This is a genomic window from Gemmobacter lutimaris (assembly GCF_003570715.1).
Taxonomy (GTDB): domain Bacteria; phylum Pseudomonadota; class Alphaproteobacteria; order Rhodobacterales; family Rhodobacteraceae; genus Gemmobacter; species Gemmobacter lutimaris.
Map to the genome: position 1 here is coordinate 111,276 of NZ_QXXQ01000008.1, position 15,656 is coordinate 126,931.

At 61.5% G+C, this 15,656-nt stretch carries 14 protein-coding genes; 3 read left to right on the forward strand and 11 right to left on the reverse strand.

Annotated features, from left to right (window positions below):
- Nucleotides 1-59 precede the first annotated feature (59 nt).
- From D2N39_RS14645 to repA, 10 genes are all read right to left on the reverse strand, one after another.
- Entirely contained in the window at nt 60-1,775 is a 1,716-nt protein-coding gene (locus D2N39_RS14645) for an ABC transporter substrate-binding protein (protein ID WP_119135524.1), read from the reverse strand.
- Nucleotides 1,776-1,862: 87 nt separating this feature from the next.
- Entirely contained in the window at nt 1,863-2,279 is a 417-nt protein-coding gene (locus tag D2N39_RS14650; protein WP_233557179.1) for a DUF2160 domain-containing protein, read from the reverse strand.
- 13 nt (nt 2,280-2,292) lie between these two features.
- Entirely contained in the window at nt 2,293-3,096 is an 804-nt protein-coding gene (locus D2N39_RS14655) for a carbohydrate ABC transporter permease (protein WP_119135525.1), read from the reverse strand.
- Nucleotides 3,096-3,968, reverse strand: coding sequence for a carbohydrate ABC transporter permease (locus tag D2N39_RS14660; RefSeq protein ID WP_119135526.1), 873 nt, complete (start codon nt 3,966-3,968; stop codon nt 3,096-3,098). The genes D2N39_RS14655 and D2N39_RS14660 overlap by 1 nt, the downstream gene beginning before the upstream one ends.
- Nucleotides 3,968-5,050 carry an ABC transporter ATP-binding protein gene (locus D2N39_RS14665; RefSeq protein ID WP_119135527.1) on the reverse strand — a complete coding sequence of 361 codons (1,083 nt, stop codon included), beginning with the start codon at nt 5,048-5,050 and terminating at the stop codon, nt 3,968-3,970. Before D2N39_RS14665 ends, D2N39_RS14660 begins: the two co-directional genes overlap by 1 nt.
- Before the next feature lie 3 nt (nt 5,051-5,053).
- Nucleotides 5,054-6,142 (reverse strand): ABC transporter ATP-binding protein, encoded by a 1,089-nt coding sequence (locus D2N39_RS14670; protein ID WP_119135528.1) that lies wholly within the window; start codon nt 6,140-6,142, stop codon nt 5,054-5,056.
- Nucleotides 6,143-6,194: 52 nt separating this feature from the next.
- Complete coding sequence (gene glpD / locus D2N39_RS14675; protein WP_119135529.1) at nt 6,195-7,808, reverse strand: glycerol-3-phosphate dehydrogenase; 1,614 nt, start codon at nt 7,806-7,808, stop codon at nt 6,195-6,197.
- A 232-nt stretch (nt 7,809-8,040) separates the two neighbouring features.
- A complete protein-coding gene (gene repC / locus D2N39_RS14680; protein WP_233557181.1) occupies nt 8,041-9,153 on the reverse strand; it encodes a plasmid replication protein RepC in 1,113 nt (370 codons plus the stop codon).
- A gap of 231 nt (nt 9,154-9,384) precedes the next feature.
- Nucleotides 9,385-10,359 (reverse strand): plasmid partitioning protein RepB, encoded by a 975-nt coding sequence (gene repB, locus D2N39_RS14685; protein ID WP_119135530.1) that lies wholly within the window; start codon nt 10,357-10,359, stop codon nt 9,385-9,387.
- Nucleotides 10,359-11,558: a plasmid partitioning protein RepA gene (gene repA / locus D2N39_RS14690; RefSeq protein WP_119135579.1), complete on the reverse strand. Its 1,200-nt coding sequence runs from the start codon at nt 11,556-11,558 to the stop codon at nt 10,359-10,361. The genes repB and repA overlap by 1 nt, the downstream gene beginning before the upstream one ends.
- 432 nt (nt 11,559-11,990) lie before the next feature.
- Here repA and D2N39_RS14695 point away from each other — a divergent pair, with 432 nt between their 5' ends.
- From D2N39_RS14695 to D2N39_RS14705, 3 genes are read left to right on the forward strand one after another with little or no spacing between them, the layout of a single operon-like run.
- Entirely contained in the window at nt 11,991-13,241 is a 1,251-nt protein-coding gene (locus D2N39_RS14695; protein WP_119135531.1) for an efflux RND transporter periplasmic adaptor subunit, read from the forward strand.
- Nucleotides 13,238-13,942 carry an ABC transporter ATP-binding protein gene (locus D2N39_RS14700; RefSeq protein ID WP_119135532.1) on the forward strand — a complete coding sequence of 235 codons (705 nt, stop codon included), beginning with the start codon at nt 13,238-13,240 and terminating at the stop codon, nt 13,940-13,942. The genes D2N39_RS14695 and D2N39_RS14700 overlap by 4 nt, the downstream gene beginning before the upstream one ends.
- Nucleotides 13,942-15,147, forward strand: coding sequence for an ABC transporter permease (locus D2N39_RS14705; protein WP_119135533.1), 1,206 nt, complete (start codon nt 13,942-13,944; stop codon nt 15,145-15,147). The genes D2N39_RS14700 and D2N39_RS14705 overlap by 1 nt, the downstream gene beginning before the upstream one ends.
- Before the next feature lie 20 nt (nt 15,148-15,167).
- On the opposite strand, the gene D2N39_RS14710 is transcribed toward D2N39_RS14705, so the two are convergent.
- The gene (locus D2N39_RS14710; protein ID WP_119135534.1) at nt 15,168-15,629 is read right to left on the reverse strand and encodes an Lrp/AsnC family transcriptional regulator; all 462 of its coding nucleotides are present in this window, start codon (nt 15,627-15,629) and stop codon (nt 15,168-15,170) included.
- Nucleotides 15,630-15,656: the final 27 nt, after the last annotated feature.

Below are 15,656 nucleotides of genomic sequence, written 5' to 3' on the forward strand. Positions count from 1 at the left end.
CCCGTAGTCGTTGAAGATGCAGGTCCGGGCGACCGCAGCCGCCCGGACCTTTCATGGCATCAGTTCTGCCAGGATTTGATCAGCTCGTCATAGGACACGGTTTCGCCCTGCGGCTTTTCGTTGTCCAGCTTGCCGACCGGCGACCCCGGCTGGTCGATCCAGTATTGCGGGTCCTGCTCTTCGTTCATCTTCGGGCCGATGTCACCCTGAACACCCGACTTCTCAAGCCGGATCAGCACCTTTTCCTGATCAGCACAGAGCGAGTCCAGCGCCTCTTGCGGGGATTTGGCGCCCGACAGCGCGTCGCCGATGTTCTGCCACCACAGCTGTGCCAGCTTCGGGTAATCCGGGATATTGGTGCCGGTGGGCGACCATTGTGTCCGGGCGGGCGAGCGGTAGAACTCGATCAGACCACCCAGCTTCGGCGCGCGGTCGGTGAAGTGCTGGCTGTCGATGGTGGATTGACGGATGAAGGTCAGGCCGACATCGGATTTCTTGAGGTCAACCAGCTTCGAGGTCACGAATTGCGCGTAAAGCCATGCGGCCTGTGCGCGATCCACCGGGGTGGATTTCATCAGCGTCCACGACCCCACGTCCTGATAGCCGATCTTGGTGCCTTCGGCCCAATAGGCGCCGTGCGGGCTGGGGGCCATGCGCCATTTCGGCGTGCCGTCCTCGTTCATCACCGGGCCCGGCTTCACCATGTCGGCGGTGAAGGCCGTATACCAGAACATCTGCTGCGCAATATTGCCCTGCGCCGGAACGGGTCCGGCCTCGCCGAAGGTCATGCCCTGGGCTTCCGGCGGGGTGTATTTTTGCAGCCAGTCGATCGCCTTGGTCACCGCATAGACCGCAGCCGCATCGTTGGTTGCCCCGCCCCGTGCCACGCATGACCCAACGGGACGCGAGTTTTCATCGACCCGGACGCCCCATTCATCGACCGGAAGGCCGTTCGGTTCGCCCTTGTCACCCATGCCTGCCATGGACATCCACGCATCGGTGTAGCGCCAACCCAGCGAGGGGTCTTTCTTGCCGTAATCCATGTTGCCATAGACGCCTGAAGCCGGCCCGCCCACATAGCTCATGTCGCGGCCAGTGAAGAATTCGGCGATGTCTTCATAGGCCGACCAATTGACTGGCACGCCGAGGTCATAGCCATATTTGGCCTTGAAATCCTCCATGGTCTTGGGATCGGTGAACCAGTCGTAACGGAACCAGTAAAGGTTGGCGAACTGCTGGTCGGGAAGCTGGTAAAGCTTGCCATCCGGCGCGGTGGTGAACTGGGTGCCGATGAAATCGGCCAGATCCAGACCGGGGCTGGTGACATCCTTGCCCTCGCCCGTCATCCAGTCGGTCAGGTTGCGGGCCTGCTGATAGCGCCAGTGCGTTCCGATCAGGTCAGAGTCGTTGACGTAGGCATCATAGATGTTCTCGCCGGTCTGCATCTGGGTTTGCAGCTTTTCAACCACATCGCCCTCACCGATCAGATCATGGGTGATCTTGATGCCGGTGATGGCGGTGAAGGCCGGAGCCAGAACCTTGGCTTCGTATTCATGCGTTGCGATGGTTTCGGACACGACCTTGATGTCCATGCCCGCATAGGGTTTGGCCGCGTCGATGAACCATTGCATTTCCTTTTCCTGATCTTCGGGCGACAGGACGGTCATGCCCGCGATTTCGGAATCGAGGAATTTCTTGGCAGCGTCCATGTCGGCCCAGGCGGGGGCCCCCACGGCCAACAGCGCCAGTGCCATTGCGGTTGATGTCAGTCTCATTATATTCCTCCCTTGGAATGTGAAACAGGCGTTGATCATTCTTGCCCTCTGGTGCGGGGTCCAGCCGCGCCAGAGGGATCGTTCTGCCTAGACCCAGACGAAGACCGCCGCGGCATAGGCAAGGCACAGCACAAGCCCGCCCCAGACGGGAGGGCCTGCGAAGAACAGCCAGACCAGACAGATGAAGGCCGAGCCGAGAAGAGAGATGAACAGCCGGTCGCCGCGTGTCGTCTCGATCCGCAGGATGCCGACACGCGGGGTTTCCGGGAACCGGATCGCAAGGATGGTAAAGGTCACCAGAAGGCTCGCGATGACCCAGAAGAACAGCGCGACCGGGAAGGTCCAGGCCATCCAGCCGCCCTTGATCATCGGGGCGAACCAGTCCTTCGCACCGTCCTTCACCGGGGTGGCCCAGATCAGGAAGATCAGTGCGGCGCCAAGGACTGCGGCGGCGGTAACGTAGATTGCAGGCCAGTTGGCGCGGTTTGCCGTGGTTGCAGACATGATCCTGCGCTCCTCACACGCGGCCGAGGGCAAAGCCCTTGGCGATGTAGTTACGGACGAACCAGATCACCAGCGCGCCCGGAATGATGGTCAGCACCCCGGCGGCGGCCAACACGCCCCAGTCCATCCCGCTTGCGGAAACCGTGCGCGTCATGGTGGCGGCGATGGGCTTGGCGTTCACGCTGGTCAGGGTGCGGCTCAACAGCAATTCCACCCAGGAGAACATGAAGCAGAAGAAGGCGGCAACACCGATCCCGCTGGCCACCAGCGGCATGAAGATGCGGATGAAGAAACGCGGGAAGGAATAGCCGTCGATATAGGCGGTCTCGTCGATTTCCTTCGGCACACCGCGCATGAAGCCTTCAAGGATCCACACCGCCAGCGGCACGTTGAACAGGCAATGCGCCAGCGCCACTGCGATATGGGTGTCAAACAGCCCGATCGAGGAATAAAGCTGGAAGAACGGCAGTGCGAAGACGGCCGGCGGCGACATGCGGTTGGTCAGCAGCCAGAAGAACAGATGCTTGTCGCCCATGAAGCTGTAGCGGCTGAAGGCATAGGCAGCAGGCAGCGCCACAGCGATGGAAATGACCGTGTTCAGCACCACATAGATGATCGAATTGACATACCCCATATACCAGCTCGGGTCGGTCAGGATCACCATGTAATTGCGGAAGGTCAGCTCTCGCGGGAACAGCGAGAAGGTTCCGGTGATCTCGGCATTGGTCTTCAGGCTCATGTTCACCAGCCAGTAGATCGGCACCATGAGGAACAGAAGGTAAAGCGTCATCACAAGGGCAGAGGAGCGGTTGCGCATCACTTGGCCTCCTGACGGTCGAGATTGGTCATCACGGTGTAGAACACCCAGCTCACCAGCAGGATCACGAGGAAATACATGATCGAGAAAGCGGCGGCGGGGCCAAGATCGAACTGACCCACGGCCATCTTCACAAGGTCGATTGACAGGAAGGTGGTCGAATTGCCGGGGCCGCCGCCGGTGACGACGAAGGGTTCGGTATAGATCATGAAGCTGTCCATGAAGCGCAGCAGCACCGCGATCAGCAGGACGCCCTTCATCTTGGGCAGCTCGATGTAGCGGAACACCGCCCAGCGGCTTGCCTGGTCGATGCGCGCGGCCTGATAATAGGCCTGAGGAATGGATTGCAGACCGGCATAGGCCAGCAGCGCCACCAGCGAGGTCCAGTGCCAGACATCCATCACCACAACTGTCGCCCATGCATCGAACGGGTCGGAGGTATAGTTGTAGTCGATGCCGATGGCGGCCAGCGTATGCCCCAGAAGGCCGATGTCGCCGCGCCCAAAGATCTGCCAGATGGTGCCGACCACGTTGAACGGGATCAACAGAGGCAGCGCCATGACCACAAGGCAGAACGAGGACCAGAAGCCCTTCTTCGGCATGTTCAGCGCGACAAAGATGCCCAGCGGCACCTCGATGGCCAGAATGATGGCCGAGAACATCGCCTGACGCACCAGCGCGCCATGGATGCGGTCCGAATGCACGGCCTCGTCGAACCAGTCGAGCCCGGCCCAGAAGAATTCGTTGTTCCCGAAAGTGTCGTTGACCGAATAGTTCACCACGGTCATCAGCGGGATCACCGCCGAAAAGGCGACGAGCACCAGCACCGGCAGCACCAGAAACCAGGCGCGGTTGTTCTGTGTCTTGTCCATCAGACCGCCCTCCCCTGCGGTGCGACACGCCAGTCGTCAGCATAGACGCTGACCTTCCCCGGCGCGAAGGTGACGCGCGGCTCGCCCGGAACCTGCAACCCTTCAGGTTGGACGATGTTGAACGCCTGCCCTTCCAGCTCGGCCCGCAGGATGCGGTGGCGACCGACATCCTCGACCCGGCGGATGGCGACGGGCAGCCCCTCCCCTGCCGTCAGAACAGCATGTTCCGGGCGAATGCCGATCTGCACACGGCCCGAGGGTGTGCCGTGATCTGCCCCCAGATCCACCACGGACCCGCTGGCAAGGGTGGCGCGATTGCCTGCCACCTTCGCATCAATGAAGTTCATCCCCGGCGAGCCGATGAAATAGCCAACGAATGTATGCGCCGGGGTTTCGAACAGCTCTTCCGGCGTGCCAAGCTGCACCACACGGCCGTCATACATCACCACCACCTTGTCGGCGAAGGTCAGCGCCTCGGTCTGGTCATGCGTGACATAGATCATCGTATGACCGAATTCGCGGTGAAGCTGCTTCAACTGGGTGCGCAGCTCCCATTTCATATGGGGGTCGATGACAGTCAGCGGCTCGTCGAACAGGATCGCATTCACATCCTCGCGCACCATGCCACGGCCAAGGCTGATCTTCTGCTTGGCATCGGCGGTCAGCCCCTGCGCCTTGCGTGACAGCATGGCCTCCATCCCGATCATCTGCGCGATCTGATCGACGCGGCGCTTGATATAGGCCGCGTCCTGCCCGCGATTGCGCAGCGGGAAGGCAAGGTTGTCGCGCACGGTCATCGTGTCGTAGACGACCGGAAACTGGAACACCTGCGCGATATTGCGTTCGGCCGTGGCGGCATCGGTCACGTCGCGGTCACCAAAAAACACCCGCCCGTGGCTGGGCCGCAGCAGGCCAGAGATGATGTTCAGAAGCGTGGTCTTGCCGCAGCCCGACGACCCCAGCAGCGCATAGGCGCCCCCGTCCTGCCAGACATGATCCATTTCCTTCAGCGCGTAGTCCTGTTCCCCCCTGGGGTTGGGCAGGTAGCTGTGCGCGAGGTTCTTAAGCGTGATCTGTGCCATCGGTCAGGCCGCCTTCGCATAGGCGGCGGGTGCGGCAAGCCGCCCTTCCGCATCGAACAGATAGACATGCGCAGGATCAAGCCATACGCGCAGATCCTGCCCCGGTTTCAGGTCATGCACACCGCCCACCAGACCGACCCATCGGTCGTTGCCATGTCTGACATGGATGAAGGTTTCCGAGCCGGTGATCTCGGTCACGCCCAACTGGCAGGCGAACTCTACCGCGTTGCCGGAATGGCGGTTGAGCGCCATATGATTGGCTCGGAAGCCGGCCAGATATTTCCCGTCGGGAAGACCGGCGAGGGCGCCCTCTGCCGGGGCATTGGCCCCGTCGCCAAAACTGATCCGGTGTCCGGTCTTGATTGCCGGAAGAAAGTTCATCGGCGGGTCGGAAAATACCCGCGCGGTCGTAGCATCGGCAGGGTTGCGATAGACCTCGGCGGTCGGGCCAAACTGCGTCACGCGACCTTCCCAAAGTGTCGCGGTATGACCGCCCAGCAGCAGCGCCTCTTCCGGTTCTGTGGTGGCATAAACGAAGATCGCGCCCGACGCCTCGAAGATCTTCGGGATTTCGACCCGCAGTTCCTCGCGCAGTTTATAGTCGAGGTTCGCCAGAGGTTCATCAAGCAAGACAAGTCCCGCCCCTTTCACCAGCGCGCGCGCAAGCGCGCAGCGTTGCTGTTGTCCGCCCGAAAGCTCCAGCGGCTTGCGGGTCAGCATCGGGGTCAGGCGCAGCATTTCGGCTGTCTCGCGCACGGCACGGTCGATCTGGGCTGCATCGCGGCGCAGGATACGCAGGGGCGAGGCGATATTTTCATAAACCGTCAGGCCGGGATAGTTGATGAACTGCTGATAGACCATGGCAACGCCCCGGTCCTGCACCCGAACGCCGGTTACGTCACGGCCTTCCCACAGGATGCGCCCGGCACTTGGCTTGTCCAGCCCCGCCATCAGCCGCATCAGGCTGGTCTTGCCCGAAAGGGTCGGCCCCAGAAGCACATTCATCGTGCCATTCTGCAGTGTCAGGCTGGTCGGGCGGATATGATCCCGCCCGCCGACCACGCGCGACACGCCTTGCAGTTCCAATGTCATCCACTCTCCTCCACGGTGCGCCCTGCCCTCCTCTGGCCCGACACTTCCGCCTTTATTCTGCCGCCGGGCTTTTGGTGCGCACCGACATTGCTTCCCCTGTTCCTGCCGTGCCGGCAATGAATGCCCCAAGCGTGGCAATCTGATCAGTTGTCATGTGCAGGCCCAGCTTGGTGCGCCGCCACAGGACGTCTTCCGCACTGCGGGCGAACTCTTTTTCGACCAGCCAGCGGACCTCCGCCTCGGTCAGCCCCGCGCCAAAGTCGCGGCCCAGATCCCCGGATTCTTTCGCCGCGCCCAAAATAGTGAAGGCTTCCGTCCCATAGGTGCGGATCAGCCGCACCGTATCACGCGAATCCAGAAACGGGTACTTTGCCGAGAGTTGATCTATGAGCGTTGCAACGCCGTCATGCGGGAAGTCACCGCCCGGTAGCGCCACACGCGCCGTCCACGGCCCCTTCGCTTGCGGGAAATAGGGCGCGAGCTTTGCAAGCGCACTTTCCGCGAGCCGCCGGTAAGTCGTTATCTTGCCGCCGAAGACATTGAGCAGCGGTGCCCCGTCGTCATGCAGACTCAGCACATAGTCGCGTGTTGCTGCTGTCGCGGATTTTGCACCGTCATTGTAAAGAGGCCGCACACCCGAATAGCTCCAGACGACATCTTCGGGGGTTACCGGGCGGGCAAAATACTGACTGGCGAACGCGCACAGATAATCGCGTTCCGCATCCGAACAATGAACCTCCCCCGGTGCGCCGTGGTGATCCTGATCGGTTGTGCCAATCAGGGTAAAGTCTTGCTCATAGGGAATGGCAAAGATGATGCGCCCGTCGCTGCCCTGAAAGAAATAGCACCTGTCGTGATCATAAAGCCGCTTCGTAACGATATGGCTGCCACGCACCAACCGCACCCCTTCGGTCGAGGGGACATGCGCAACATTGCGGATTACATCTTCGACCCATGGGCCACCCGCATTCACCAAGGCGCGGGCATGAAACGTCTGCTGGCCCTCGGCACTTTCCGTCACGATGCGCCACAGATCGCCCGAACGCTCGGCCGCGATCACACGGGTTCCGACAAGGATCTGCGCGCCCCGGTCGGCAGCATCGCGGGCATTCAGTGAAACGAGCCGCGAATCCTGCACCCAGCAATCGGAATATTCATAGGCGAGGCGGAAGCCGGGACGCAGCACCCTCCCCGCCGGGTCTTGTGTCAGATCGAGCTTCCGCGTTCCCGGAAGAATCTGACGCCCCCCCAGATGATCGTAAAGGAACAGTCCCAACCGGATCAGCCACGCCGGGCGCCGCCCCCTCAACCATGGCATGACCACGGACAAAAGCCGCGAGGTCGGTGTGCTTCCTTCGAACCGCATCTCGGGTGAAATCGGCAGAACGAAGCGCATGGGCCAACTGATGTGAGGCATGGCAACCAGAAGGGTCTCGCGCTCTTCCAATGCTTCGCGCACCAGACGAAACTCGAAATATTCCAGATAGCGCAAACCGCCGTGGAACAGCTTGGTCGAGGCTGACGATGTAGCCTGCGCCAGATCACCCTGTTCCGCCAGGACAACCGTAAGGCCCCTGCCCGTCGCATCCCGCGCAATACCACAACCGTTGATCCCGCCACCGATCACAAAAAGATCGGCTGGGCTTTGCGAACAGGACACCGACACTCCTCCCTCTGTGACGCTTTCCTGCCTCTAGGGGTAGCCGTTCCGACATGAAGGTCAAGCGTTTATTTTCGTTTTCACGCGAAATACGAAAAATCGAACCCAGAATGTTCGACTTGGCGGGGATAGAGAAAACATATCCGGCGTTTCGCGCCATGGTCGCTACGTTTCGAACCAACAAGATGAAAAATCGCGCATAACCTGTTGCTTTTCGTCACTTTTGAACCATCATCGGTTATTTGCACCATGCTTCATGCGTCGCGAAACTGGCGCCATCAAATTGTCCGCGGACAACATGCCTCTTGATCTTGCGCCGCTTGAGGCTGTCCAATAGTCGCCATGGACAGAACCCCGCGCTGCGTGGGCCAATGGTGATCGCCCTGAAATATGCGCCAATACGAAGAATGCTATCCTGCTTCTCAAGCAAGCCCCAGATTGTCAGGGCAGTGGCCATCGTGCCAAGTTTGCGTTCAGCAGCTTCGTAGCAAGCAATTTCTACGCCCATCATCGGTGCGAGTTGCCGTGCATGAGCAACCACATCCGCTGGAGATTTGATGTCATCTTGCAAGAATGCTTGGGCCTGTGGGCAGATCTCGACAAGTTCAGAGAGCGCTATTTCAGCCGTAGGTTCATTTCTGGTCGGATCTGCATCCTTATCTTTAAGTTCTTTTTCTGAATTCTGTTGGTGGCGGACATTTTGGCCGTTGTTGCCGGACATTTGATGCGCTTCAGAGCGCGTTTCCGCGCGGCTTCCAACATCGGGTCCGAGCTGATGAAGCCAGTGCTCCAGTTCTTCGTTGGTCAGTTTGCGGCGCAGAACGCGGTGAAGTTGTTCGCGGCGGGAATCGTCTGCCAGTTCAGACAGTGCCGCGCGCAACCGGCAGCGCAGATACTTGTTACGGGCGGCGGCCTCGGCTGCTTCTTGCGCCAGTTCACGCAGGCGTCCATAGGCGGCAAAGAGGGGTGACAGATCCAGACCGAACCGCAGGACAGTTTCCATCTCCGGGTCGTGCCTGGAATACCGCTTGCCGTTCGGGCTGTCGAAGCGGATCAGGAAACCTGCCTCAACCAGTTGTGCAAAATGTCGGCGCAGCGTCCGGTCTGAAATGCCGTTCCGCCGCAGCATGATCGTGGCATTCGACGCAAAGACGCGGTTGTGGTTGCGCTTGGCTGGCAGGCAGGACAAGAGGGCGTCGAGGGTTGCTATGATCTGGGGCCCGAGTCCCAGCGCGGGCGCGGCCTGACGCAGCGTGTCGATAATGGCAAAGCGGTCGGGTCGATTGTTGTCCGCGGACAATGACAAAGTGTCCTGCGACCGGATCGGTGCAGAGGCGTGCATGAAAGCCATGGGTCTTCACGGCAAACCAAAGGGAATTACCCTGACCAAAAGGCCGAGCATTCTGCCGCTATCAGGCAAAATTCCATCAATCAGCCGAATCGGCTGTCTTGACTGTCGGGGAGAAGCTGGTAAATCTGTGGGTGCTAAGCAACAGATTGGGCTCTCCGAGGGTGACCTTGGGGGGCTCTTTCTTTTCCTGTGGTTGCGATGTGCTCCTTGTTGTTGCTGTGCTCGATGTAGTCAGTCCGTGCGGTGGCCGGATTTCCAGCTTCGGTAAAGCCGCAGGATTTCGTGTTCCGCATTCGCGCGCAGCCAGTCGGTGAAGGCGGGGTCGCCACTCTGGCCGAACCGGATCGTCAGCGCGCGCGGTGTGGATTTTACTTCGGCAATGGTCGCGCCGGATGTGTCGCGAACGGCCACGTCAGGTTCGGTAGGTGGGGCTTGACGGGCCGGTGTGGAAGCCTTGATGGTCGCCGCCTGAAGCTGGGCGAACCGATCATCCGACGAAATCGCAGCCGCATTCGCGCTCAGCCGGTCGGCGAGTTCCTCAAGATTCAATCCATGATCGCGGGCGGTATCCGCCAGATCTTCCCACCGGCGCCGACCGATGCCATGGGCCGGGCCAACAAAGCGGATCACCGAAGCCGGAATGGTGCGGGCCACCTTGGTCATGCGCGACAGCATCGGCTTGTCGATTGCCAACGCGTCAAGGATCACCGCTGTGTCATAGCCATTGGCCGCCAGTTCACTGACGAACACAGCCTTTTCGATGAAACTTGGATCGACGCGCAGACTGTTTTCCTGTCCTTGCGCAAGGATCGCCTGTTCATCGCTCAGCGACCGGATCAGAGCCTTGGCCGGCAGCCCGGCAAGTTTCAGCGCCTGTAGCCGGCGGCGGCCATAGACGATGCGATACCGCCCCGGCGTCTCGGCCAGTGGGCGCACCATGATTGGCACCTGCTGACCATGGTGCCGAATGCTTTCTGCCAGCTCGGTCACATCGGCATCCGTGATGGCAAGCCGGTCGCGTGGCCCGTCATCTTCAATCAGGGTCGGGTCGATCTCTCGGATGGCATTGGACGACAGATCCCGCAGGGTCGATTTCACACCGGACATGGGTCCGGTATTGGGAAAGCGGGGGCGTGATTCCGCAGGAGCGGGCTCTGTTTGCGGGGCAGGGGGCGGTGGTGGCTGAAAGATGTTGCGGCGTGCCATCAGCTATTCCCCCGTCCCCAAGCCTGCTGGATAACCGCCTCGAATTCATCCGCAACGCCGTTCACGCTTTCCAGAATACGGTCCAGTGTCTTGCGAACAACCTGGTTCGGGTCCAGCTCATAGATCGTTTGCTGCGTCATCCCCGCGTCGGAAATCGCGGTGGATTTCAGCATGGGGGTATTCAAAACCTGTTCCAGCAGGATCGAGCGCAGAAAGCCTGCCATCTGTGCCTGCGGAACATCGGTCGGTTCATAGCGGGCGATCAGGAATTTCAGGAACCGCCAGTCGGTCGGTCCGGTGGATTCTTCCAGCGTTCGGACAGTTTCCCCAGCCATTTCAAGGAATTGTGCCATGGACGCTACATCCAGCATGCTGGGAACGACTGTGATCAGCAGTCCGGTGGAGGCCAGAAGTGCCGACATGGTGGTGAAGCCGAGTTGCGGTGGGCAGTCGATGATCACCAGATCATAGTCGTTCTCCACCTCGGTCAGCGCGATGCCAAGCCGCTGGGTGAAGGGTGGTTCGATCCGGTGTTGCAGGGCATAGGCAGTTTCGGTCTCGTATTCCGAAAGCAGCAGACCTGCCGGGGCCAGATCAAGGTTGTGGAAATAGGTCTGCCGGATGATCTGGCTCAGCGGAACAGGGTCTTCATAGCGCAGGGCATCGTAAACCGTGCCTGCCTCGGCAAATTCGATCTCGGGGCGGTAGCCGAACATGGTGGTCAGGCTCGCCTGCGGGTCCATGTCGATGGCCAGCACACGATAGCCGCGCAGGGCATAGCGCTGCGCCAGATGGATCGCCGTCGTCGTCTTGCTGGACCCGCCCTTGAAGTTGACGATGGAAATGACCTGAAGCCCGTCACCCTCGCGGCGGCCGGGGCGATAGGTTTCACCATTGCGGCCGGTGCGGGCCATCACATCGCGAATCTGGTCGATCTCTTCGGCGGAATAAAGCCTGCGACCGCGGGAATCCGTCTCTACATCGGGGAAATCGCCTTCCTGATGCCGGGTCCGCAGGTTGGACATCGAGATGCCGGTCAGCTCCGACACCTCGGCCGGATGAAACTTGCGCAGCATTTTCCGGCTTCCAGGGTGGAAGCTGTTCCGCATATGGCTGTTCAGCGCCTCGGATAGCCGGGTGGCATTTGCACTGATCATGCCGGCGATGCTGCCGGGTTCGGGGAATCTGTCGCTCGTCATACTATCCTCGATGGTCTCTTCGCGGACCACTTTCTCTTTCGTCGCATAAGGGCGTCAAAAGCGAAACCATGCGACAATTTGAGGAATGACACGCAACTCGTCGTGCGGCAACAGAATTTTTCCGATGGGCCCGGGGTGTCATATCCCCAAAGTTTGCGCTTTTTCTGAACACCTTCTGCCAACCAAATGAAATATAATCAGAAAATACACTCTTGCGCGAGGGTTTGATGCCTCAGGTTTCAGGCTCCGTCGGCTCGGCTGATCGCATGCGAGTTATCCACAGGTTTTGCCAGGGCACCGAGTCGGGGGCAGTCAAGCATGGGGCGGGGCGGTTTGTCGCCGACAACATGGCGCTGAAGGCGACGGATTCGCGCGTCGTTAGCGTAAAATGGACAAATCGGCGATGGGCCGGGCATGGGAAGGCAAGGCAGAATGGCCGATCAGGGTAGCGAAGACATTGCGCGTGTCATTGCGGGGGCGAAACGTCGCGGCGGCAGGGGCTGGCTTCTGGCGCTTCTGCTGCTGGGTCTGGGGTTGTCAGGGTGGCTCTGGGTAGGGCGCAGTGCCGAAACCGGCGGAACAGTCTATGTGACCGAACCCGTCGTGCGTGGTGATCTGACCGCGACGGTCACCGCCACAGGCACCGTGCAACCCACGACCGAGGTAGAGGTCTCGTCCGAGTTGTCGGGCACGCTTCTGTCGGTGGATGTCGATTACAATGATGAAGTGACCGTCGGGCAAGTGCTGGCGCGGCTCGACGACACCAAACTTCGCGCTCAGGTCGCCAATGCCGAGGCTGCGCTGGCAGCGGCGCGGGCGCAGCTTGCGCAGGCCGAAGCCACGCAGCGCGAGGCGGAGGAGCTTTACGAAACCCAGGCCGAGTTGCAAAAGCGCGGCGTAGTCAAACATAGCGACTTCGTGACCTACGAGGCCAACCGCGACCGTGCGCGTGCTGCGGTCGAGGCTGCGCAGGCGTCCCTGACGCTGGCCGAGGCCAATCTGGCGCTGCAACGCACGGATCTGGAAAAGACCGCCATCCGCTCGCCCATCGCCGGGGTGGTGCTGAACCGCGATGTTTCTGCCGGGCAGATCGTCGCGGCCTCGCTGTCGGCACCGACACTGTTCACCCTGGCCGAGGATTTGCGCCGCATGCAGTTGCTGGTCGATATCGACGAGGCCGACATCGGCGAGATCGCAGTAGGCAATGCCGCGCGTTTTACCGTCGATGCCTATTCCGGCCGAAGCTTCCCCGCCACCATCACCCAGATCCGCTATGCACCGGAAACGACGGATGATGTGGTGACTTACAAGGGTGTGCTGGCGGTGGACAATGCCGACCTGACGCTGCGCCCCGGCATGACGGCGACAGCGACCATCGTGGTGACCGAGGAAAAGGGTGTGCTTCAGGTGTCCAATGCCGCGCTGCGCTATGCGCCGCCGCAAATGGTGGAAAGCGCGGGCGGCGGGGCAGGGGGGCTGGTGGGGCTGATCATGCCGGCGCCGCCCGGTTCGGGCAGTAGCAGCGCGGCCAGCGGCAAGACGGTCTGGGTGCTGCGCGACGGCACCCCGGTCGAGGTGCAGGTGACGCCCGGTGCCACGGACGGAAAGTACACCGTGATTGCTGCGGGTGATCTGGCAGAGGGCGATCAGGTCATCACCGACCAGCGCGATGCCGCAAAATGACCGTGCCGCTGATCGAGTTGCGGGGCATCACCCGGCAGTATGGCAGTGGCGAGGCATTGGTCAGGGCGCTGGACGGGGTGGATCTGCGGATCGACCGGGGCGAGTTTGTCGCCATCATGGGGCCTTCGGGGTCGGGCAAATCCACCGCCATGAATATCATCGGCTGTCTGGACCGGCCAAGTGCGGGCAACTACCTGTTCAACGGGGTCGAGGTGGCGACGCTGGATCAGGATCAGCGCGCGCTTCTGCGCCGCCACTACCTCGGCTTCGTGTTTCAGGGCTTCAACCTGCTGCCGCGCACCACGGCGCTGGAGAATGTGGAACTGCCGCTGATCTACAAGGGCCAGCCCAAGGCCGAACGCGCGGCGCGGGCGCGGCAGGCGCTGGCGCGCGTGGGTCTGACGGGGCGCGAGGATCACACCCCGTCGCAGCTTTCGGGTGGCCAGCAGCAGCGCGTCGCCATTGCCCGCGCCCTGGCGGGCGAGCCGATGGTGATGCTGGCGGATGAACCGACCGGCAACCTCGACACCCGCCGCAGTGTCGAGATCATGGAGCTGTTGCAGCAGCTCAACCGCGACGCCGGTCTGACCATCGTCATGGTGACGCATGAGGAGGACATGGCCGCCTATGCCTCGCGGCTGGTGGTCTTTACCGATGGCAAGGTCGTGCGGGACGAGCCGACCCGCGCAAGGGGGGCGTGATGCTGCTGGAAACCATTCGCCTAGCGCTGACCGCCATTACCCGCAACGTGCTGCGGTCGTTCCTGACCGTGCTGGGCATCGTGATCGGCGTGGCGGCGGTGATTGCCATGGTCACGGTGGGGCAGGGGTCTTCGGAACAGGTTTCGGCCAATGTGGAATCGCTGGGCACCAATGTGCTGATCCTGCGCCCCGGCACGCGGATGATGGGGCCGGGCGCGCGCAATACCGCGCCCGCCTTCCGGCTGACCGATGTGCAGGCGCTGGAGGATCTGGAAAGCCTGTCGGCGGTGGCGCCCGTGGTCTCCACCTCGGAAACTGCCGTCTACGGCAATACCAACCGCACCACCACGGTCACCGGCACCACCTCGGCCTATCTGGAGACCGGCGGCTGGCAGATCGCGCGCGGCCGCGCCTTCACCCCGACCGAAGATCGCAGCGGCGCCAATGTCTGCATTATCGGCGAAACGGTGCGCACCGCGCTGTTCGGCGCGACCGACCCCACAGGCGAGAAGATCCGCATCAAGGCGATCTCCTGCGAGGTCATCGGCCTGCTGACCGCCAAGGGCGCCGGCTCGTTCGGGCAGGATCAGGACGATATGGTGTTGATGCCCGTGCGCACGGTGCAGCGGCGGCTGCTTGGCACCCAGGATGTCTCGTCGATGTCCATGCAGGTGGCCCCCGGTCGGTCAAGCGACCGGGCGATCAGCGACATCCAGACCCTTATGCGCGACCGCCGCCATATTGCACCGGGGGAGGAAGACAATTTCTCGGTCAATGACATGAAGGAACTGGCCTCGATGCTGAATTCCGTGAATTCGGTGCTGACGGGCCTGCTGTCCTCGGTCGCGGCGGTCAGCCTGCTGGTCGGCGGTATCGGGATCATGAACATCATGCTGGTCTCGGTCACCGAGCGCACCCGCGAAATCGGTATCCGCCTTTCAGTCGGTGCGCAGGCAAGCCAGGTCTTGATGCAGTTTCTGGTGGAGGCCGTGGTGCTGTCTGTGCTGGGCGGGATCGTGGGCATTCTGGCCGGGCTGGGGCTGGCCTTCGTCGCGGCGCAGATCATGGCCATTCCGTTTTCGCCCAGTCCCGGCGTCGTGGCGCTGGCCTTCGGCTTTTCGGCGGTGGTCGGCATGGTCTTCGGCTATTTCCCGGCCCGCGCTGCGGCCCGGCTCGACCCGATCGAGGCGCTGCGGCATCAATAGCACGCCGCGCGCATTCGGGGTCAGACCGGAATCGCGGTGGTGTGCTTGACACGCCGCAGCACGAAGATGGACGAGGAACTTGCGATGGCCTCGTGATCCAGTATCCCGTGCATCAGCACCTGTTCGTAATCCGCGACGTCCCGCGCCACGATATGCAGCAGGTAATCCCAGTCCCCGCTGATCGAATAGCATTCGACCACGGCCTCCTGCCGGTCGATGAAAGCTTCGAAAGCCGCGCGCATCTTGCGGGTTTGGGCGCTGAGCCGGATCTGACAGAAGACATCCAGCCCACGCCCCAGTTTCGCCGGATCGACCAGCCGCACCTCCGGGCCCAGAATGCCCGCCTCCTCCAGCGCCCTGACGCGCCGCCAACAGGAGGCGGCAGAAGATCCGACCCGCTCGGCCAGATCCTGATTGGACAGGCCACCCTCGCTTTGCAGGGTTTGGATAATCCTGCGGTCTATCGGATCAATCTGATCCATGTTTCCTCGGATTGTCTGAAAGGTGAA